At 62.1% G+C, this 17,787-nt stretch carries 22 protein-coding genes; 12 read left to right on the forward strand and 10 right to left on the reverse strand.

All coding sequences use genetic code 11. The annotated features are described in order from the left end of the window. Positions 1-42: 42 nt before the first annotated feature. Positions 43-324: a hypothetical protein gene (locus AC0Z42_RS28765; RefSeq protein ID WP_485471485.1), complete on the reverse strand. Its 282-nt coding sequence runs from the start codon at positions 322-324 to the stop codon at positions 43-45. 281 nt (positions 325-605) lie between these two features. On the opposite strand from AC0Z42_RS28765, the gene AC0Z42_RS28770 reads away from it, so the two are divergent. Further along, positions 606-3,434, forward strand: a complete 2,829-nt coding sequence (locus AC0Z42_RS28770) for a M16 family metallopeptidase (protein ID WP_485471486.1) — start codon at positions 606-608, stop codon at positions 3,432-3,434. Positions 3,435-3,633: 199 nt separating this feature from the next. On the opposite strand, the gene AC0Z42_RS28775 is transcribed toward AC0Z42_RS28770, so the two are convergent. From AC0Z42_RS28775 to AC0Z42_RS28790, 4 genes are all read right to left on the reverse strand, one after another. Further along, positions 3,634-4,269 carry a YiaD family glycine zipper/OmpA-like lipoprotein gene (locus AC0Z42_RS28775; RefSeq protein WP_485471499.1) on the reverse strand — a complete coding sequence of 212 codons (636 nt, stop codon included), beginning with the start codon at positions 4,267-4,269 and terminating at the stop codon, positions 3,634-3,636. Positions 4,270-4,471: 202 nt separating this feature from the next. Then, the gene (locus AC0Z42_RS28780; RefSeq protein WP_121670992.1) at positions 4,472-4,618 is read right to left on the reverse strand and encodes a lmo0937 family membrane protein; all 147 of its coding nucleotides are present in this window, start codon (positions 4,616-4,618) and stop codon (positions 4,472-4,474) included. Positions 4,619-4,790: 172 nt separating this feature from the next. Further along, positions 4,791-5,048, reverse strand: coding sequence for a hypothetical protein (locus AC0Z42_RS28785; RefSeq protein WP_485471487.1), 258 nt, complete (start codon positions 5,046-5,048; stop codon positions 4,791-4,793). A gap of 150 nt (positions 5,049-5,198) precedes the next feature. Continuing rightward, positions 5,199-5,855 (reverse strand): outer membrane lipoprotein, encoded by a 657-nt coding sequence (locus tag AC0Z42_RS28790; protein ID WP_485471488.1) that lies wholly within the window; start codon positions 5,853-5,855, stop codon positions 5,199-5,201. Between the two features lie 235 nt (positions 5,856-6,090). Between AC0Z42_RS28790 and AC0Z42_RS28795 the strand changes: the two genes are divergently transcribed. After that, positions 6,091-6,846: a Crp/Fnr family transcriptional regulator gene (locus AC0Z42_RS28795; protein ID WP_485471500.1), complete on the forward strand. Its 756-nt coding sequence runs from the start codon at positions 6,091-6,093 to the stop codon at positions 6,844-6,846. Between the two features lie 95 nt (positions 6,847-6,941). Here AC0Z42_RS28795 and AC0Z42_RS28800 read toward each other — a convergent pair whose 3' ends face one another. Together AC0Z42_RS28800 and AC0Z42_RS28805 are read right to left on the reverse strand one after the other, a co-directional pair. After that, positions 6,942-7,160, reverse strand: a complete 219-nt coding sequence (locus AC0Z42_RS28800; protein ID WP_485471489.1) for a glycine zipper 2TM domain-containing protein — start codon at positions 7,158-7,160, stop codon at positions 6,942-6,944. Between the two features lie 162 nt (positions 7,161-7,322). Next, positions 7,323-9,410 carry an AsmA family protein gene (locus tag AC0Z42_RS28805; protein WP_485471490.1) on the reverse strand — a complete coding sequence of 696 codons (2,088 nt, stop codon included), beginning with the start codon at positions 9,408-9,410 and terminating at the stop codon, positions 7,323-7,325. Positions 9,411-9,765: 355 nt separating this feature from the next. On the opposite strand from AC0Z42_RS28805, the gene AC0Z42_RS28810 reads away from it, so the two are divergent. The 7 genes from AC0Z42_RS28810 to AC0Z42_RS28840 all read left to right on the forward strand — a co-directional run bounded on the left by AC0Z42_RS28810 (position 9,766) and on the right by AC0Z42_RS28840 (position 14,130). Next, entirely contained in the window at positions 9,766-10,101 is a 336-nt protein-coding gene (locus AC0Z42_RS28810) for a DUF4398 domain-containing protein (protein ID WP_485471501.1), read from the forward strand. An 18-nt stretch (positions 10,102-10,119) separates the two neighbouring features. Beyond that, entirely contained in the window at positions 10,120-11,019 is a 900-nt protein-coding gene (locus tag AC0Z42_RS28815) for an OmpA family protein (RefSeq protein WP_485471491.1), read from the forward strand. A 119-nt stretch (positions 11,020-11,138) separates the two neighbouring features. Beyond that, positions 11,139-11,675 carry a ferritin-like domain-containing protein gene (locus tag AC0Z42_RS28820; RefSeq protein WP_485471492.1) on the forward strand — a complete coding sequence of 179 codons (537 nt, stop codon included), beginning with the start codon at positions 11,139-11,141 and terminating at the stop codon, positions 11,673-11,675. Positions 11,676-11,733: 58 nt separating this feature from the next. Next, positions 11,734-12,036, forward strand: coding sequence for an ElaB/YgaM/YqjD family protein (locus AC0Z42_RS28825; RefSeq protein ID WP_312440008.1), 303 nt, complete (start codon positions 11,734-11,736; stop codon positions 12,034-12,036). 16 nt (positions 12,037-12,052) lie between these two features. Continuing rightward, the gene (locus AC0Z42_RS28830) at positions 12,053-12,439 is read left to right on the forward strand and encodes a phage holin family protein (protein ID WP_485471493.1); all 387 of its coding nucleotides are present in this window, start codon (positions 12,053-12,055) and stop codon (positions 12,437-12,439) included. Positions 12,440-12,515: 76 nt separating this feature from the next. Continuing rightward, on the forward strand, positions 12,516-12,854 hold the full coding sequence (locus AC0Z42_RS28835; protein WP_485471494.1) for a hypothetical protein: 339 nt from the start codon (positions 12,516-12,518) through the stop codon (positions 12,852-12,854). Between the two features lie 139 nt (positions 12,855-12,993). Continuing rightward, positions 12,994-14,130: a patatin-like phospholipase family protein gene (locus AC0Z42_RS28840; RefSeq protein ID WP_485471502.1), complete on the forward strand. Its 1,137-nt coding sequence runs from the start codon at positions 12,994-12,996 to the stop codon at positions 14,128-14,130. Positions 14,131-14,133: 3 nt separating this feature from the next. On the opposite strand, the gene AC0Z42_RS28845 is transcribed toward AC0Z42_RS28840, so the two are convergent. The 3 genes from AC0Z42_RS28845 to AC0Z42_RS28855 all read right to left on the reverse strand — a co-directional run bounded on the left by AC0Z42_RS28845 (position 14,134) and on the right by AC0Z42_RS28855 (position 15,158). Continuing rightward, a complete protein-coding gene (locus tag AC0Z42_RS28845; RefSeq protein ID WP_485471495.1) occupies positions 14,134-14,451 on the reverse strand; it encodes a hypothetical protein in 318 nt (105 codons plus the stop codon). A 44-nt stretch (positions 14,452-14,495) separates the two neighbouring features. Continuing rightward, positions 14,496-14,648, reverse strand: coding sequence for a DUF3309 family protein (locus tag AC0Z42_RS28850; protein ID WP_065307223.1), 153 nt, complete (start codon positions 14,646-14,648; stop codon positions 14,496-14,498). A 69-nt stretch (positions 14,649-14,717) separates the two neighbouring features. Further along, a complete protein-coding gene (locus AC0Z42_RS28855) occupies positions 14,718-15,158 on the reverse strand; it encodes an outer membrane lipoprotein (RefSeq protein ID WP_485471496.1) in 441 nt (146 codons plus the stop codon). A gap of 272 nt (positions 15,159-15,430) precedes the next feature. Between AC0Z42_RS28855 and AC0Z42_RS28860 the strand changes: the two genes are divergently transcribed. The 3 genes from AC0Z42_RS28860 to AC0Z42_RS28870 all read left to right on the forward strand — a co-directional run bounded on the left by AC0Z42_RS28860 (position 15,431) and on the right by AC0Z42_RS28870 (position 17,636). Beyond that, complete coding sequence (locus AC0Z42_RS28860) at positions 15,431-15,994, forward strand: hypothetical protein (RefSeq protein WP_485471497.1); 564 nt, start codon at positions 15,431-15,433, stop codon at positions 15,992-15,994. Between the two features lie 63 nt (positions 15,995-16,057). After that, positions 16,058-16,369 (forward strand): BON domain-containing protein, encoded by a 312-nt coding sequence (locus AC0Z42_RS28865; RefSeq protein ID WP_152244645.1) that lies wholly within the window; start codon positions 16,058-16,060, stop codon positions 16,367-16,369. Positions 16,370-16,451: 82 nt separating this feature from the next. Beyond that, a complete protein-coding gene (locus AC0Z42_RS28870; RefSeq protein ID WP_485471498.1) occupies positions 16,452-17,636 on the forward strand; it encodes an AI-2E family transporter in 1,185 nt (394 codons plus the stop codon). Positions 17,637-17,787: the final 151 nt, after the last annotated feature.

Below are 17,787 nucleotides of genomic sequence, written 5' to 3' on the forward strand. Positions count from 1 at the left end.
CCCGGCAGCAGGGTTGCCCCAGGCGCGTGTGTGATCGATGCTTCAGCTGCGAACGCGTGGCGGGCGCGTGGCCTGCCACACGTCCGCTTCGGCAAGTGCGCCGGGTCCCGCCTGCCAGATGATGGCGCAAAAAGGGACTGCCTGGCGATAAGCCGGATACAGGGTAATCGGATCGTTGTCGCACTCTTCGGCGTCGCAACTGTCGCTGACGGCATCGGGCGCGGTATCCCGGGTGGTGTCGTCATGCGCATGCGCGTCAGGACAATCGACGCTGGCCGCGTGCATGCCGGCGTGCTGGAATGGGGAAGGGCTGGCGTACGCCATGCTGGCGAAAGCCTGAGGTAAAGCAATGAAGACAAAGAGGCAAAGCAGGACGAGAGCTCGTCTCATATACAGGCAGATAGTTCTGGAGCGATCGAGTATAGCACGCCATTATTGCAGGCCCGTGACCAGCTGCTTGCGGAATTGATAAGTTTGCCGTAAATTGCGTTGTAGTAACAATTTCAACACCCGGCGAAGACCCGGCGCCGTGCCGTGAGCATTGTTGCGTTTGTGATTTGTTGTCAAGTGCTTTTTTTATAACGCATTCTCACCAGGACCACGCTTTGAAACCAATAACCGCTCTCTTGCTTGCCGCCGGCATTTTGTCGCCATCCTTCGTGCTGGCCGCCACGCCCGTGCCTGCCGTGAAAACCCAGAAAGCCGGCGCGCCGGCGGCGGCCGTGAAGGTCACCTCGATCGAAGGCATTACCGAATACAAGCTGGCCAATGGCTTGCGCGTGTTGCTGTTTCCTGACGCCAGCAAACCTACCCTGACCACCAATATTGTCTACTTGGTCGGCTCGCGCAATGAAAACTACGGCGAGACCGGCATGGCGCATTTGCTGGAACACCTGCTGTTCAAGCCCAGCGCCAATTTCGGCATCAAGAAGGGCAGCAAAACCCCGGTCGAGATCCTCAATTCGACCGGCGCCCAGTTCAACGGCACCACCTGGTTTGACCGCACCAATTACTACGCCACCTTCCCGGCCAATGACGACAACCTGCGCCAGATGCTGGCCATGGAAGCGGACCGCATGGTCAATGCCGCCATCGACCAGAACGACTTGTGGAATCCGAAGACCAGCAAGGGTGAAATGACGGTGGTGCGCAACGAGTTCGAGATGGGCGAGAGCAATCCGCTGCGCGTGACCAGCCAGCGCATCCAGGCGGTGGCCTTTGACTGGCACAACTACGGCAAGTCGACCATCGGCGCGCGCTCCGATATCGAGCAGGTCGATATTCCCCGTTTGCGCGCCTTTTATCACAAGTATTACCAGCCCGATAACGCCGTGCTGATGGTTGCTGGCCGCTTCGATGAAACCAAGGTCCTGAAACAGATCAATGACCTGTTTGGCAAGATTCCAAAACCGACGCGCGTGATCGAGCCGACCTACACGGCCGAACCGGTGCAGGACGGCGAGCGCTCGGTGACGGTGCGCCGCAGCGGCGGCATGCAACTGGTGGGCGCGGGCTACCACGTGGCGCCGGCCGGCAATCCGGAGTCGGTCGCCATCGATGTGCTGGGCGAGGTATTGACCAGCGCGCCTGCCGGCCGCCTGCACAAGGCCCTGGTGGAAACCAAGCTGGCCAGCAAGATCATCAACAATTCCTTCAGCACCCTGGAGCCGGGCTACAACCTGTTTGGCGCGCAGGTGCCCAAGGATGGCGACCTGGACGCGGCGCAGGCCGCCATGCTGAACGTGCTCGAAGGCCTCAAATCGCAGCCGCTGACGGACGCAGAAGTGGCGCGCGCCAAGCAGAACCTGGCCAAGCAGATCGAACTGGCCTCCTCGGACACGGCCAGCCTGACCATCGCGCTGACCGAATCGCTCGCTTCCGGCGACTGGCGCCTGTTCTTCCTGCAGCGCGACCAGCTCGACAAGGTCACTACCGCGCAAGTGCAGGCGGCCGCTGAAAAATACCTGAAGAGCTCGAACCGTACTGTCGGCCGCTTTATCCCGACCGACGCGCCGGACCGCACCACCGTGCCGGCGTATGCCGACCTGGCGCCGCAGTTTGCCGGCTATACCGGCCGCGCGGTGGTGGCGCAGGGCGAGGTGTTCGATCCGAGTCCCGACAATATCGAAGCACGCACGCAGCGCTTTACTTTGCCTAACGGCATGAAGGGCGCCTTGCTGCCGAAGAAAACCAAGGGTGGCACCGTCAGCGTGGTGCTGAAATTGAACCTGGGCAGCGTTGATACCCTGGCCGGCAAGTCGGCCGTCGGCGGCTACACGGCCAATCTGTTGTCGCGCGGTACCGATAAACTGTCGCGCCAGGAAGTGAAAGACAAGTTTGACCAGTTGGGCATGCAGTTCAATGTCAGTGGCAACGCCGAAGGCGTGACGGCATTCCTGATGGGCAAGCGCGAGAACCTGCCAGCGGCGATGGACCTGCTGGCGCAAGTGCTGCAAAAGCCGGCCTTGTCGGAAACGGAATTCCTGGAATTGCAGCGTGAGCGCGTCGGCCGTGCCGAACAGGACATGCCCGAGCCGCAACCGCTGGCCGTGAATGCTTTCCGCCGCCTGATCGACGCCACGCCAGCCGGCCACGTACGCCATGTCGATCCGCTGCCGGTCGAACTGGCCGCCTTGAAAAGCGTCAAGGTGGCCGATGTGAAGGCCTTCCATGCCGGCTATTATGGTGCTTCCAGCGCCACCATCGCCGCCGTCGGCGATTTCGACGCGCCGGCCTTGCAAGCGCAGGTGACCAAGCTGTACGGCAACTGGAAAGCGGCGCAGCCGTATGTGCGCATTCCGGATGCCGTCAAACCCGTCAGTGGCGAAAAAGTCAGCCTGGAAACGCCGGACAAGGCCAACAGCGTGCTGTTCGCCGTCGCGCCGGTGCCGCTCAAGGATGATGCCGCCAGCTATCCGGCTCTGGTGATCGCCAATCACATGTTCGGTGGCGGCGCGCTGCGCAGCCGCCTGGCCGACCGCATCCGCCAGAAGGAAGGCCTGTCGTATGGCGTCGGTTCGCAACTGAGCGTGCCGGTGCATGAAGCGGCCGGCTACTGGATGGCCTACGCCATCAGCGCGCCGCAAAATGCCGTCAAGGTGGAAGCGGCGCTGCGCGAGGAAATCGCCAAGGTGCTGGCCGAAGGCTTTACCGAAGCCGAACTGGTGGAAGCGAAAAAAGGCTGGCTGCAATCGCAGGAAGTGAGCCGCACCGAGGACGGTCCGCTGGCGCGTGAGCTGTCGAACTATCTGTCGGACGGCCGCACCATGGCGTACGACAAGAATCTGGAAGCGAAAGTGACGGCCCTGAGCCTGGCGCAAGTGAACCAGAGCCTGCGCGACTATCTGAAGCCGGAAGTGGTGTCGGTGGTGACGGCCGGTGACTTTGCCAAGGTGGCGAAAGAGTCCGGCGCGAAGGCGGCGACCGCGAAATAAACCGTTGCACGTAAAAAAGCCGCAGACAAATTAATTTGTCTGCGGCTTTTTTGCTTTTTATTCGTTTGACATTAACGTCACGACACCGAACAAAACCGTAGCGAGCGGAAGCGAATTGTGGTCGAAAAGCGCAACCGTACTGGAGTACGGTGAGCATCGCAGGCCGCAATTCGCGACGCGCAGCAGGTTTGGTTCGGTGTTATCTAGGAGCCATTTCGGCCACGTAGATTTCCACGCGGCGATTGCGGGCGCGGCCGCCGTCGTCGGAGTTCGAGGCGATCGGTTCGCGCGCGCCACGGCCTTCGACCACCACGCGGGTCGGCGAGACGCCGCGCATCGACAGGTAGTCGCGCGTGTGGGCGGCACGTTCGACCGACAGCGGCTCGTTGATCGAGGCGCTGCCGGTGCTGTCGGTGTGGCCGATAATGCTCACGGTGGTGCTCGGGTTGTCGTTCAGGGTGGCGGCAAAGCGGTCGAGGATGGGGCGGAAGTTGCCCTTGATATCGGCGCGGTTGGTATCGAACGAAATGTCGCTCGGGATTTCCATTTTCAGGCGGTTGTCCGAGGTCTGCGTCACTTGCACGCCCGTGCCTTGCGTCGCTTGTTCCATCGTGCGCTTCTGGTTTTCCATGCGGTTCGACCAGATATTGCCGACCACTGCGCCAGCGGCCGCGCCCAGCAGGGCGCCGCCAGCGGTACGGCCGCTACTGCCGCCGCCGGTGGTGCCGCCGATCAGGGCGCCCAGGCCAGCGCCGACGCCGGCGCCGGTGGCCGTGCCGCGTTGCGTGGCCGACATGTCGGCACAGCCGGAAACGGCGATCGTCAGGGCCAGCATGCCGATCACGGATTTGGCGCCAGGGCCGGTTTTGAATGGATTCATGGAGTTTCTCCTAGTGTTGTTCTTGAAAGTACCCGGGGGGATAGCCCGCACACGTTACTGCAAAATCGCCGGCCTTGCCAGTGCCGTTGCAAATGGAAAGACGGCGCCCGTTTGCACGTGCGCCGCCGCCAGCATCCGTTGCCGCTGGCCGCAGCCTCTATAGGCCGCGCCCGCTAATCAGACGCAACAGGATCATGATCACTGCAACGACCAGCAGGATGTGGATGAAGCCGCCGATGGTGTAGGAAGTAACCAGACCCAGCAGCCAGAGAATGATGAGTACTACTGCGATTGTATAGAGCATGATGTGTCCTCCGTGAGTAATGTGTGGATGGAGCGAGGTGATGTCACCTGCGCCGTCATCGGTTTTTTGCCATTGCGTTGCTGCCGGAGCGACACTCCCTGCAAAACGCTGATGCCATGACGCATTGTCTACTTTGCTGCCGAAACTATCTGTACGCTGTCGTACACAACTCTTACTTATTCATGTTTACTTGTGCATTGGCATGTTCTGTTTCGCTCATGCCGGGCAGCCAGGCCAGCATGCCGGCCATGCCGACGGCGCCCGCCAGGCAGCTGAGCATGCCGCCTGTCAGCAGCAGCATCACGCCGAACAGGGGCGCGGCCGAACCGCCGGGCGCCAGGTCCAGCGCCCAAAAACCCAGTATCGTGGCAAGCATGCCGCCGCCGATAAAGCTCAGCCATATTTTGTTGCCAGCCTTGTGACTGTCCATGTCCGTCTCCTTTGATGGGTGACTCGATAAATTTCCTGAGTGCATCATCTCCTGTTGCCGCCGTCTCATCTGTGCGCGAACGAACATGATCAAAAAGAAAACGCCCGGACGGGCCGGGCGTGTGTTCATTCAGCAACGGGTGAGGCGAACTTAACCGGCGCGCAAGCCGCCATTGACGACGCGCACGCGGTCGCCCTGGCGCCAGTTCGGCGCGGCGCTCTGGTGCACGGTGCGGGTCTTGCCGTTGTCCAGGCGTACCACGATGTTGTAGCTGCGCGTGGCGCGCACGCTGCCTTCGATCTGGTTGCCGGCCACGGCGCCACCGACGGCGCCCAGCACGGTGGCGAGCTGCTTGCCGTGGCCGCCGCCGACCTGGTTGCCCAGCAGGCCGCCGACCACGGCGCCGCCGGCCGCACCCACGCCGCTGCCGGAAGCGCGCGTATTGACTTCATGGATGGCTTCGATCACGCCGCAGTTGCCGCAGACCTTCGGTGCCGGTGCTGGCGCAGCCACGTATTGCGGTTCAGGTTCAGGTTGCGGACGTTGCACCGGAGCCGGCTGCACCGCCAGCTGTTGAGGCTGCTGTTGGGGCAGGGCGGCCAGCGGCTGGGCACCGGCCGGTGGCGCAATCGCCTGCAGGCTGGCCAGCTGTTCGCTGGAAGCGGCGCTGCTCAGCGGTGCTGCCTCGCGGCTGTCCGAGGTGGGCAGCCAGCCCATCAGGGCGGCCGTGCCGACGCCGCAAAACAGCACCACGGCGACGGCTGCGGCGAGGATCAAGGGGTGCAAGGATTTGGTGGTGGTGGTCATGAAATGCTCCTGTCTTGTAGATGAATACTATGGATGAAATCTGGATGGCTGGCTCCGGGAGGGGCGCGCGCTTGGTCTCTGCTTGAATCTTGTTATTGGCTTTGAGGCCCCGAGTGTGCGTCGCCACGTCATTCGCTTCCGTGCGTCACCGTACATACATGGTCAAGGCGGCCCCGTAGGCTAAGTAAAAATTATGTCGAGTTGTAACGACACCAAGGAAAAGGCAATGCCATCAATGACCGCTACCATCAACCTGCCGCGCGATGCAGGCCGCTCCGGTTTGGCCTCGGCCGCTGCGGGCAACCGCCTGCTGGCCAGCCTGCCGGAGTCCGACCTCAAGCATCTGTCGGCGCGGTTCGATACCATCACGGTCGACGTCGGCGACGTGCTGTACGAACCGGGCCAGCCAATAGGCCATATTTATTTTCCGGGCGACTGCCTGATCTCGCTGCTGGCCGTGGCCGAAGGCCGCATGACGCTTGAAGTGGGCTCGGTCGGCCGCGAAGGCGTGCTGGGCGCATCCGTCGCGCTGGGCCATGAACTGGCGCAGGTGCGCGCCGTGGTCCAGCGCTCCGGTAGCGCCAGCCGCATTTCGCGCGCCGACTTCTGTGCCGAATTTGCCCAGCTCGAGTCGCTGCAGCGACTGCTGTACCGTTACACCGACACCCTGCTGGCGCAAGCCATCCAGATTGCCGTGTGCAGCCGCTTCCATGTGCTTGAAGCGCGGCTGGCCCGTTCGCTGCTGATCACGCGTGACCGCTTGCAGTCGGAAAAATTTCACCTGACCCACGAATTCCTTGCCCACACGCTAGGCGTGCGGCGGGTGGGCGTGACCAAGGCGGCCAGCGCGCTGCAGCAGCAGAAACTGATTACCTACAGCCGCGGCAATATCGAGATCCTCGATTCGGCCGGGCTCGAAGCGGTATCGTGCCGCTGCTACGAGCTGGTCAAGGATACGGGCACGGCCGGCATGGCCAACGTATTTGTATAAGCAGTCGTGCAAGCGCGGCCGCCACGCGGCGGCGCGGGACGCAAAAAAGCGGGGCAGCTACCGAAGTAGCCGCCCCGCTTTTTTATTGCCGACAATTACTTCGGCTTGACCTGGTTGCCGATCACGCCGCCGACAGCTGCGCCGCCAACTGCGCCAACGGCGCTGCCGCCGGTCAGCACGGAGCCGGCAACGGCGCCCACGCCTGCGCCGATGGCGGTGTTTTTATCCTGGCCCGACATATTGGCGCAAGCGCTCAGGCTCAGCACCAGTGCGGCGATGGAAGTGGTAGCGGCGAGTTTTTTAATCGTTTGCATGGTAGTTCTCCTTTAGATTCGGTCCCGTGGCGCCGGCAGGGTAGCGGCCGGTAATAAGGTGCGCCAGTTGAAGTACAGTGACAGAATAGAATTTCAGTCCGATAAGATCTGTTCGGCAACGCACATAGGGGTGTAACAAATGTAAAGGCGGCATCTCGGTGCTCAGTGTGGCAGGGCCCGTTCGCCGGTCTTCGGTTTGGGGCCCTGGCGTGCGCGCGTCTTGCCCGGCGGCGGCGCCACAGGCTTGCGGCTTGCCTGGTTCAGCAAGACCGCGCATTCGCTCTGTTCGCCGGGGCCGGCGTTGACCAGCGGCAGCAGGGCGGCAAACGGCGCCACCGCCGCCAGCGCCAGCGCGCCGCCGGCACGCAGCGCCAGCACGCCCTTGTCGACGCTGACATCGGGATCGCTGAAGGTGCCCTTCACATATAGCGGCGCGCGTAGCGAGAAGATGCGCACTCCCTTGCTGTCCGGGCGCAAGGTCAGGTCCAGCTGTTCATTGTCCAGGTTGATGGTGCCGTCGACGTGCAAGGTGGCGTCGTCGGTATCGACAATGAACTGGCGCGTCTGCATCAGGCCATGCGTGACGGAAAAATCAGCCGCCAGGCAGTTGAGCCGGACCTGCTTGTCGCCAGACAATTTGGCCAGCACCACGCTGCCGATATTGAGGCCCATTTCCTCGAGCAGCAATTTGCTGATGCTGCCGCCGTTGACCAGCGCCTTGACCTCACCGTTTGAGTTGCCCAGCAAGCTGGCTACCGAATTGCCGGTGGCCGTCAACGCGGCGTCGCCGTTGATCTGGCCGACGCTGGCCTGCAAGGGTTTGAGGTTGGGGAACAGCTGCTTGATCTGCATGCGGCGCGCCGAGGCCGTCAGTTCGGCGGCGATGCGCCCGGGCGCTGTCTTGCCGCTGCCGTCCATCCTGATCTGCGACACCAGCGTGCCGCCGGCGATATTGAAGTTGAGCGGCTTGAGCGACAGCACGCTGTCCTTCAGCACGATATGCGTGTCGACCTGGCTGATCGGCAGGTTGGCGTCGCGCGTGATGGTGTCGGCCGTGTAGCGCACGTCGGCGTCCAGGCTGGTCCAGCGCTCGGTCCTGAAGGTTTCCACCGGCAGCACGCGGCCGGCCGGCTGGTTCAGCTGCGCACCGCGCTGCACCTTGCTGGCGCGGTTGTCGGCGCCGACCAGCGGCCCGAGGTCGTTCAGGTGCAGCAGCTTCGAATGGACATTGCCGGTCAACACATTGCGCGGCTTGCGCTCGGAATACGTCGCACTGCCACTGATGTCGCTGGCGCCCACCTTGCCGCTGAAGTTGTTGTATGCCCAGTCGCCACCGCCGCGCCGCAGCACGCCCGTCAGGCGTCCTTGCGCACTGAACGGCGGCGTTTCCGGCAGCAGCACGCCCGTCAATGCATACAGCTGCGCCATGCTGGGGCCCGATATTTTCAGCAGCACGTCAAGCGCGGCCAGATTGGTCGGGCGCGTCAGCGTGCCATCGATGGCCAGGGTAGTGCCGCCCGAATGCATCTCGGCCTGCAGCGGAAACGGCTTGCTTTGCTGTTGCAGCGACAGCACGCCGCCGGCCTTGCCGCTGCCTTTCACGGGCGCGCCGCGATAGGTGCCCGCCAGGGTCCAGGCGATGCCGTAGCGTGCGTCAACGATGGTGTCGACGTCGGCCTGCATGCTCGATTGCGTCACGGCGTCGCTCAGGTAAACCGTGCCTTTGCTGAAGACCACGCCTTGCAGCTCGAAGCGCCATGGCGAAGCGGGGTTTTGTTTTTCAAACGTCCAGTTGTTCTTGCCATCCTTGCCGCGCAGCAGGCGTAGCTGCGGCCCGTCGAAGCGCAGTTCGGGAATCACGATTTTTTTCTGCAGCAGCGCCAGCGGATCGAGCGAGAAAGCCAGCTGGCTGACGGTGGCGGACTGCGGGTGGGCCGGGTCGCCGATGATGCCAGCCGGATTGCCCATGCGCACATCGCGCGCCTGCAGATGCGGCCAGGGCAGGTAAGCGCGCCAGCCGCCTTGCTGCTCCTTTGTTGCCGGCTGGTGCCAGGCCAGCGTCAGGTCGCCTTCGATGGCGAACGGGCGGCCCAGCGCTTCGCTGGTGCGCGCATTGAGCCACGGCCTGGCGCGGTTCCAGTCGGCATTCATCAGCACGACGATGGTGACGGCCGGCACGGCGACCAGCAGGCCGGCGGCAGCGAGGGCGATCTTGGCGCGACGCGACTTGGGGAGCGGCAGGTGAGGCATGGAGCGATTCTTTCTGGATGGATCAGGGCAATTGTGCGGGGCGCAGCAGTATGCCCGATGCTACAGCAAAGCGCCGCCCTGCACGCTCGTTTGTACGCTGGCGCACATTGACGCGTTGACTATTGTCGCTTTCGTACGCTATGTGCGGCACCGAACTGATAGCAGCGGTGGCAGGGGCTATAACGTCATACATCAGGCGCCGCTTCATGCATCAGTGTGGCGCCGTAGCACAAGTTTTGATGCCCCTAATGCTGTTCCACCAAACATGTTCTCCTGGAGAAAAAAAATGACAAACCGAGATCTTTTGAAATCCCCCCTGACCGCCCTGGCTGCCTGCGCCACCGCCGTCGTCCTGATGACCGGTTGCGCCAGCCAGAAAACCCCGGCCACCGCCGATGTGGCAGTGTCGCGTGCTGCACTGGACAACGCCGCCAGCGCCGGCGCCGCCGAACTGGCACCGGACGAAATGCGTTCGGCCCGCGAAAAAATGATGCGCGCCAACCAGGCGCTGAAAGACCGCGACTACAAACTGGCGCGCGAGCTGGCCGACCAGGCGCAAGCCGATGCCAAACTGGCGCAAAGCAAGGCCACTTCGACCAAGGCTACCAATGCCGCCGACGAAATCAACGAGAACATCCGCGTCATGCGCGAAGAACTCAACCGCGCCAACATGCAAGCTCCCCAACAATAAGAACAGGAACCGAACATCATGAAAAAAGCTACTTACACCACTATTCCCGGCCTGCTGGCCATGGCTGCCCTGGTTGCTGCCTGCAGCTCCGCGCCAACCACCACCAGCCTGCTCGACCAGACCCGCGGCGACTATATGGCGGCGCAATCGAACCCGATGGTGTCGACCTATGCGGCGCGCGAATGGCGTGACGCCAGCGCCGCGCTGGAAGCGGCAAACGCCGCCGCCACGCGCCAGGAAGACAAGGAGCAGGTCGACAAGCTGGCCTATCTGGCCAAGCAAAAAATCGCCACCGCACAAGAAGTAGCCAAACAGAAAGCCGCTGAAGCCGATGTGGCAAATGCCGGCAAGCAGCGCGACGAACTGCGCCTCGAAGCGCGTACCCAGCAGGCTGACCAGGCTACCGCCCGCGCCCAGGCTGCCCAGGCTGCTGCCGAAGCGGCCAAGGCCCAGGCGCAAAGCGCTGAAATGGCGACCCGCGATGCGCAGGCCCGCGCCAGCGCACTGGAAATGCAACTGGCCGACCTGGCCGCCAAGAAAACCGAACGCGGCATGATCATCACCCTGGGCGACGTGCTGTTCGGTACCGACAAGGCCGACCTGACCTCGAACGGCGTCAATACCGCCAACAAACTGGCCGACGTGCTGAAAAACAATCCGCAGCGCACCGTGCTGATCGAAGGCTTCACCGACAGCACCGGCAGCTCGGCGCACAACCTGGAATTGTCGCAGCGCCGCGCCGATTCCGTGCGCAATGCCTTGCTGGGCCAGGGCATCGCCCGCGACCGCATCGCCACGCGCGGCTATGGTGAAGCTTACCCTGTGGCGGGCAACGATAACGCCGGCAATCGCCAGCTGAATCGTCGCGTGGAAATCGTGCTGTCGGAAGACAACACGGCGATTCCAGCCCGTCGTTGATTTGAACTGATTGGTGTCACGCGCGGCAAGGGGCAGGCGCCCTTTGCCGCGGCAGTACCAAGGCAGCGCCGGCCCTGTCTGGCCGGCGGATACCCACGCTAGAATTGAGAGGAAAATTTATGTCCGATACTTCAGTTGCCACTCCTTCGGGAATCGACACAGCCGCCATCCGCGCCGCCGCCCGCAATCTGGACGATGGCGCCGTCACCGAAGGCTACCAGGCAAACCGCCAGGAAGTGGTCAAGATGCTTAATGCCGCCCTGGCAACCGAACTGGTATGCATTGCGCGCTACAAGCGCCACTACTACACCGTAAGCGGACGTGACAATGGCAGCATCAAGGCCGAATTCCTCGAACATGCCGGGCAGGAACAGGAACATGCCGACTGGCTGGCCGAACGCATCGTTCAATTGAACGGCAAGCCAGATTTTAATCCGGCAACATTGCTTGAGCGCAGCCATGCCGAGTATGATGACTCTGACGACGTGCAAAGCATGGTCAAGGCCAACCTGATCGCCGAGCGCGTGGCAATCGAATCGTACCGCCAGATGATCGTCACGATCGGCGATACCGACCCGACCACGCGCCACTTGTTGATCAAGATCATGGCCGTCGAAGAAGAGCACGCCGACGACATGCGCGATCTGATGGAATAAGTGTCCGTCATCACGTTGTCATTACAAATTATCCCATCCACAGCTGAGGAGTTTAACCATGTTGGAAAACAATATCACCACCGTCAATAACGATGTCAAAACCCTGGTGAAAGATGCCCAGGCCTTGTTCAGCGCCGCTGCCGCCCTGACCGGCGAAAAAGCCGACGAAGTGCGCGTCAAGGGCATGAAAACCCTGGACGCCGCGCTGGTCAAGGCACAGGAAGCACAAGCTGCGGCCATCGTGTCGGCCAAGGAAATCGCGGCCCAGGCCGACGGCTATGTGAAAGAAAACCCATGGCGCACGGTGGCCTTGGCCGCTGGCGTCGGCGTGCTGATCGGCTTCATCCTGGGCCGCAAGTAATCAAGCAGGGAGCGATATGGACAAGTCTGCTTCGTCTCACCAGGGGCCGGGATTGATTGCCTCGATCGCCGGCCTGGCCAGGAACGCGGTCGGACTGACGTTGTCGCGGCTGGAACTGGCCAGCATCGAATTGTCGGAAGTGCGCAACCATCTGCTGCAACTGGTCGTCATTTTCGCCCTGGCGATGGTGGCAGGCCTGTTTGCCATCGCTTATGGCAGCGTGCTGGTGGTCTTCCTGGCCTGGGATAGCCTGGGCTGGAAGATCCTGCTGATCATGACGGCGGTGTTCCTGCTGCTGGCTGTCGGGCTCGTCATGTATGCGCGCGCGATGCTACGTCAAGGCAAGCTTTCCCTGCCAGCCACCATGGCTGAATTGAAAGCCGACCGCGACATGCTGATCTAGTACCAACTGGCAAGGCCCGCACGGAATCGCTTCCCTGCGGGCCTCGCCTTTGCCATGCTGCCAAGGAGGAACACTCATGTCGGATCACGACAAAATGACGCTGCAAGCGGCGCGCAAGCGGCAATTGATTGCCGAAGGCGAACTTTACCGCGTAAGCATCGTGCATGCCCGCGCCAACGTGGGCCATGCGCTGCGCCCGGAAACCATGCTGCAGGGCGTGATGCACACGGTGAGCGGCTTTGCCGGCCACCGCGTCGAATCGCTGCTGGCGCCAGGCGGCTTTCGCCTGCAAACCCTGATGCCTTATGCGATGACGGCGCTGTCGTTCATCGGCCGCAAAAAGCTGGTCAAGCCGGCGCTGGCGCTGGTGGCCGTCGCCGCCGTCGCCGCTGCCTGGCTGCGCCGCAAGCACTGAGCTATTACCGTCGTGCCGAACGCCGTCATTGACGGCGTTTTTTTTTGGGTGCGTATCTCTCTGCGCCTGCCCGCGCGATCCCTTACAATGACTCACGGTGCAACCTTGCACGCCAGAGCCCGGAGCTATCTTGACGACCATGATCAATCCCTTGAATCCTGCGCGCCTGCGCATCGTGCTGGTGCTGCAGGGCGGGGGCGCCCTGGGCGCCTACCAGGCCGGCGTCTACCAGGCGCTGCATGAACATGCGCTGGCGCCCGACTGGGTGGTGGGCACCTCGATCGGCGCCATCAATGCGGCCATCCTGGCCGGCAACAAGCATGAAGACCGGCTGGTGCGGCTGAAGGAGTTCTGGCAGCGCGTGTCGCACCGCGACAGCATCGACATGGCGAGCGTGGGCGACGCCCAGCGGCGTTCGAATATCTGGCTGGCCACGCTCGACACGGTGCTGCGCGGGGTGCCCGGTTTTTTCAAGCCACGCCTGTTCAGCCTGTTCCCGGCCGGCCTGGCCGTGCCGCCCGAAGAGGCCAGCTTTTACGACACCGGCGAGCTGGCCGCCACCTTGGATGAACTGGTCGATTTCGAGTACCTGAACCAGCCCGGCGGCATGCGCCTGTCGGTCAACGCGCTGCGCGTGAAATGCGGCAGCCTGCATAGTTTCGACAGCTTGCACCAGCGATTGGGCGCCGAACATATCCGCGCCAGCGGCGCCTTGCCGCCCGGCTTTGCCGGCGTGCGCATCGATGGCGATTTGTACTGGGATGGCGGCCTGTATTCGAATACGCCGCTCGAAAGCGTGCTTGACGACACGCCGCATGTCGACACCCTGGTCTTCATGGTCGATCTGTGGAGTTCGGAAGGGCCGGAACCGGGTACCCTCGATGAAGTGCAGACGCGGCAGAAAGACGTCACTTTTGCGTCGCGCTCGAAGCGCCATATCGAAGACTACGTCAACACGCACACCTTGCAGCGCAAGCTGCGCCAGCTGTACGCCAAACTGCCCGACAACGCCCAGAACCGCCAGCAGACCGAAGAGCTGATTGCGCTTGGCTGCGACAGCACCATGCATATCGTGCGCCTGCCGTACGCCGGGCGCGACTGGCATATGGCGGCCAAGGACATCAATTTTTCCAGGGGCTCGATCGAATGGCGCTGGGAGCAGGGCTACCAGGATGGCCTGCGGGCCGTCAAGGCGGCCGGCTGGCTGGCCTTCGTCACGGAAGACACGCCGCTGGTGGTGCATGAGCTGCCACCGTATGAACGTGCCACCGTCTGATACTTATTTCGGATGGGCCGCGTCGCGCAGTGCTTGCGCGTTCGCCATGTCCTGGCGGTAGGTCTCCTGCGCGGCTTTCAGGCAGGCTTTGCTGTCGGCAGGCGCTTCCTGGCGGCAGGCTTTTTTCGCCTCGCTCAGTGCGGCGCCGATTTCCTTGTGCAAGGTGCGCAACTGGGCTTGCGGCGTGCTGTCGGCCTGGTACCAGCGGGCCGGGTCGCCGGCTTGCGGCGTACCCGTGGGCGGTGCGGTTTGCGCCAGCGCCAGTGGCGCCAGGCATGCCAGCAGCAGGGACGATACGGTGATTGCTATCTGCTTTTTCATGTTATTTCCTTTCAGATGGAAAAAGGCGCCGTAGCGCCTTTTTTTTACAGCCTGCCTGTCAGTAGCAGCAGGATCAGGATCACGACGATCAGCCCGGCCACGCCGCTGGGGCCATAACCCCAGCTGCGGCTGTGCGGCCAGGTCGGCAGCACGCCGATCAGCGCCAGGATCAAAATAACCAGAATAATGGTGCCCATGGTAACTCCTTGTAGTGTGCGGTAGGGGAAGGGGCCGGCGCGGCCATCATGCGGCGCTCGGGCCGTAAATTAATAGCGGTAGACGCGGCCATCGATGACGCGCACGCGGTTGCCCGGGTTCAGGTCATAGATGCTGTCCTGTACCACGTTGCGGTACTGGCCATTGTCCAGGCGTACATTGATCTGGTAGTTCTGGTTCTGCTGCTGGCGTCCTTCGACCTGGTTGCCGACCACGCCACCGGCGACGGCGCCAGCGACGGTAGCGGCGGTGCGGCCGCTGCCCGAACCGATATTGCTGCCCAGCAGGGCGCCGGCGATACCGCCGACCACGGCGCCCGCGCCGCTGGTCTGGCCGCGGCCCTGGACTGCCTGGATCGAATCGATGGTGCCATAGGTGGCCGATTCAGGCTGCGAGCCATTGTAGTTTTGCGATGGGGCGGTACTGGCGCAGCCACTCAGTACGGCGGTCGCGGCAAGCATCAGTGCAGCCAAGGTGGCGTTAGTTTTCATTTTATTCTCCTGACGTTGTGAAAGTGCATGGGGCGATCTTAGGCACCGGCGCTGTTACGGTCTGTACGCTGCCGCACGTACTTATTTGTTGCCTGATTCTCACATCCAGGCGGCGCCTGGGCCGCAATTTGTTGTTATTTGCTCCATCGTCATGTGGTGTGGCGAAATAAGCAGGCTTGTGTACGGCAGCGTACAGAACGCTGCCGGTGATCCACGTAAAACGGTAGTCATGCCACGCAGATCGGCAAAGATCATCTACCAAGGAACATCACATGAATAACAAGAACCTCAGCAAGACCTTCGCCGCCGTCCTCGTGGGCCTGGCCTGTGCTGCATGGGGCAGCGCCGCAGTGGCCGCCACGCCGGAGGCGAAGGCCGCCTACAAGAGCGCCAACGACCAGGCCGGCGTCAATTACAAGGCGGCCCACGCCGAGTGCGAAAAAATCACCGGCAATCCGAAAGATGTCTGCATCGCCGAAGCCAAGGCCGTGCGTGCCTACGATGAAGCAGTGGCCCAGGCCCAGTACACCAATACCCTGCGCGCCTATACCAAGGCCCGCGTCAAGATTGCCGATGCCAACTACGACGTCGACCTCAAGCGCTGCGATGCGCTGACCGGCAACGACAAGGACGTCTGCGTCAAGCTGGCCAAGTCGACCAAGGTGGCGGCCCTGGCCGATGCCAAGGCAGACAAGAAAGTCATCGAAGCGCGCAGCGATGCGCGTGAAGACAAAAGAAAGGCCGAGTACAAGGTCGCTACTGAAAAGTGCGATGCATTGGCCGGCGCAGCCAAGGACGAATGTGTAAAGGCTGCAAAAACCCAGTTCGGCTATTAAGTCCGAACTGTAATAAGAAGCTCATTTTGAGCACCTTGATTGACCACTCCTAAGGAAAATACCATGAAATTTACCAAATCTATCGCTACCGGCCTGTTCGTTGCTTCCCTGTTCGCCGTCGCTGGCTGCGCTTCGACCCCAACCAAGGAAGGCACGGGCGAATACGTTGACGACGCACTGGTCACCACCAAGGTCAAGGCCAGCATCATCAATGAGCCGACCCTGAAAGCCACCGAAATCAACGTTGAAACCTTCAAGGGCGTGGTACAGCTGAGCGGTTTCGTTGCCCAGCCAGGTGATGCCGCCAAAGCCGGCGAAATCGCCCGCGGCGTCAAAGGCGTGAAATCGGTCAAGAACGATATCCGCGTCAAGTAATTTCAAGTAATTGTCAGTCCCGCCAAAGCGCCTGTCATCACGGCAGGCGCTTCGGCCATCCACAGACCATCGCGGGAGTCTCATGAAACACCAGCCAGCCGATATTCCTCCCAAGTCGGTTGCTGCCGGTGCCACCGAGCCTGCTGTCGATGCACCTGTGGAGCACCTCGACCCGGCCTTGCGCCTGCCGCTGCATGTCAATGCGCGCGGCCTGGCGCTCGGCATCATCGCCACTGTGAGCTTTGTCTATGCGCTGCAGTGGGCGCAGAAATTCCTGATTCCCGTCATCTTCGGCATCTTCATTGCCTTTACCCTCAATCCACTGGTTGCCTGGCTGGAAAAAATCCGCTTGCCGCGCGCCATAGGCGCCACCGTGGTCACCGCGCTGATCCTGTTCGGCTCCATCGTCGTCATCGAGCGCGTGCAGGGTGAATTCGAATCCATCGTCGAAGAATTGCCTGCCGCCACGCACAAGCTGGCGCGGCTGATCGCCGCCAATACGGGCGGCAAGGAAAGCACGTTTCAAAAGATGCAGGCGGTGGCCAATGAAATCGAGCAAGTGGCCGCCGGCGCCGAAGCGCGCCGCAATGTGCGCCGCGCCGCCGCCGAAGGCCCGAATTTCAAGATCATGGACTGGGTCTGGGCCGGCTCGCTGGGCCTGATGGGCTTTGTCAGCCAGGCCACGATGGTGATTTTCCTGGTGTTCTTCCTGCTGCTGTCGGGCGACACGTTCAAGCGCAAGCTGGTCAAGCTGACGGGGCCGTCGCTAAGCCGCAAAAAGGTGACCGTGCACATCCTGGAAGACATCAATACCTCGATCCAGAACTATATGTTCATGTTGCTTGTGACCAATGTGCTGCTGGCGCTGCTGATGTGGGTGGTGCTGCACCTGATCGGCCTGGAAAACGCCGGCGCCTGGGCCATCATGGCGGGCCTGCTGCACATCATTCCCTATTTCGGCCCCTTGTTGATCACCATCGCCACCGGACTGGTCGCCTTTTTGCAGTTCGAATCGGTGGAAATGGTCTTGCTGGTGATGGCCACCTCACTCGGCATTGCCACCCTGGTCGGTACCTTTGTCACCACCTGGATGACCGGGCGCATTGCCCGCATGAACCCGACCGCAGTGTTTGTCAGCCTGCTGTTCTGGGGCTGGCTGTGGGGCGTCTGGGGTTTGCTGCTTGGCGTGCCCATTATTGTCATCGTCAAGGTGGTGGCCGAGCGCGTGCAGGGCATGGAAGTGGTAGCGGAGCTGCTGGGAGAGTAGGTCGGGTAGGTCGGGTTAGCCCGCAGGGCGTAACCCGACACCGCCAGTGATGCCATAATGGCGGGCCGGAGTGAACTGACCCCAAATAGTTGGACGGTTTAATTTGCTAGCTGCTCAAGAACTGAGTTCTGTACTGCACAGGACTCAGCCC

The sequence above is a fragment of the Janthinobacterium sp. 1L-D-8-B-C4 genome (genome assembly GCF_057291295.1).

What these genes read in the sequence shown, in the direction of transcription:
- AC0Z42_RS28765 (WP_485471485.1), bottom strand. Translation starts at nt 324, where the DNA reads ATGGCGTACGCCAGCCCTTCCCCATTCCAGCACGCCGGCATGCACGCG.
- AC0Z42_RS28775 (WP_485471499.1), bottom strand. Translation starts at nt 4,269, where the DNA reads ATGCTGGCCCTGACGATCGCCGTTTCCGGCTGTGCCGACATGTCGGCC.
- AC0Z42_RS28780 (WP_121670992.1), bottom strand. Translation starts at nt 4,618, where the DNA reads ATGCTCTATACAATCGCAGTAGTACTCATCATTCTCTGGCTGCTGGGT.
- AC0Z42_RS28785 (WP_485471487.1), bottom strand. Translation starts at nt 5,048, where the DNA reads ATGGACAGTCACAAGGCTGGCAACAAAATATGGCTGAGCTTTATCGGC.
- AC0Z42_RS28790 (WP_485471488.1), bottom strand. Translation starts at nt 5,855, where the DNA reads ATGACCACCACCACCAAATCCTTGCACCCCTTGATCCTCGCCGCAGCC.
- AC0Z42_RS28795 (WP_485471500.1), top strand. Translation starts at nt 6,091, where the DNA reads ATGACCGCTACCATCAACCTGCCGCGCGATGCAGGCCGCTCCGGTTTG.
- AC0Z42_RS28800 (WP_485471489.1), bottom strand. Translation starts at nt 7,160, where the DNA reads ATGCAAACGATTAAAAAACTCGCCGCTACCACTTCCATCGCCGCACTG.
- AC0Z42_RS28805 (WP_485471490.1), bottom strand. Translation starts at nt 9,410, where the DNA reads ATGCCTCACCTGCCGCTCCCCAAGTCGCGTCGCGCCAAGATCGCCCTC.
- AC0Z42_RS28810 (WP_485471501.1), top strand. Translation starts at nt 9,766, where the DNA reads ATGACCGGTTGCGCCAGCCAGAAAACCCCGGCCACCGCCGATGTGGCA.
- AC0Z42_RS28815 (WP_485471491.1), top strand. Translation starts at nt 10,120, where the DNA reads ATGAAAAAAGCTACTTACACCACTATTCCCGGCCTGCTGGCCATGGCT.
- AC0Z42_RS28820 (WP_485471492.1), top strand. Translation starts at nt 11,139, where the DNA reads ATGTCCGATACTTCAGTTGCCACTCCTTCGGGAATCGACACAGCCGCC.
- AC0Z42_RS28825 (WP_312440008.1), top strand. Translation starts at nt 11,734, where the DNA reads ATGTTGGAAAACAATATCACCACCGTCAATAACGATGTCAAAACCCTG.
- AC0Z42_RS28830 (WP_485471493.1), top strand. Translation starts at nt 12,053, where the DNA reads ATGGACAAGTCTGCTTCGTCTCACCAGGGGCCGGGATTGATTGCCTCG.
- AC0Z42_RS28835 (WP_485471494.1), top strand. Translation starts at nt 12,516, where the DNA reads ATGTCGGATCACGACAAAATGACGCTGCAAGCGGCGCGCAAGCGGCAA.
- AC0Z42_RS28840 (WP_485471502.1), top strand. Translation starts at nt 12,994, where the DNA reads ATGATCAATCCCTTGAATCCTGCGCGCCTGCGCATCGTGCTGGTGCTG.
- AC0Z42_RS28845 (WP_485471495.1), bottom strand. Translation starts at nt 14,451, where the DNA reads ATGAAAAAGCAGATAGCAATCACCGTATCGTCCCTGCTGCTGGCATGC.
- AC0Z42_RS28850 (WP_065307223.1), bottom strand. Translation starts at nt 14,648, where the DNA reads ATGGGCACCATTATTCTGGTTATTTTGATCCTGGCGCTGATCGGCGTG.
- AC0Z42_RS28855 (WP_485471496.1), bottom strand. Translation starts at nt 15,158, where the DNA reads ATGAAAACTAACGCCACCTTGGCTGCACTGATGCTTGCCGCGACCGCC.
- AC0Z42_RS28860 (WP_485471497.1), top strand. Translation starts at nt 15,431, where the DNA reads ATGAATAACAAGAACCTCAGCAAGACCTTCGCCGCCGTCCTCGTGGGC.
- AC0Z42_RS28865 (WP_152244645.1), top strand. Translation starts at nt 16,058, where the DNA reads ATGAAATTTACCAAATCTATCGCTACCGGCCTGTTCGTTGCTTCCCTG.
- AC0Z42_RS28870 (WP_485471498.1), top strand. Translation starts at nt 16,452, where the DNA reads ATGAAACACCAGCCAGCCGATATTCCTCCCAAGTCGGTTGCTGCCGGT.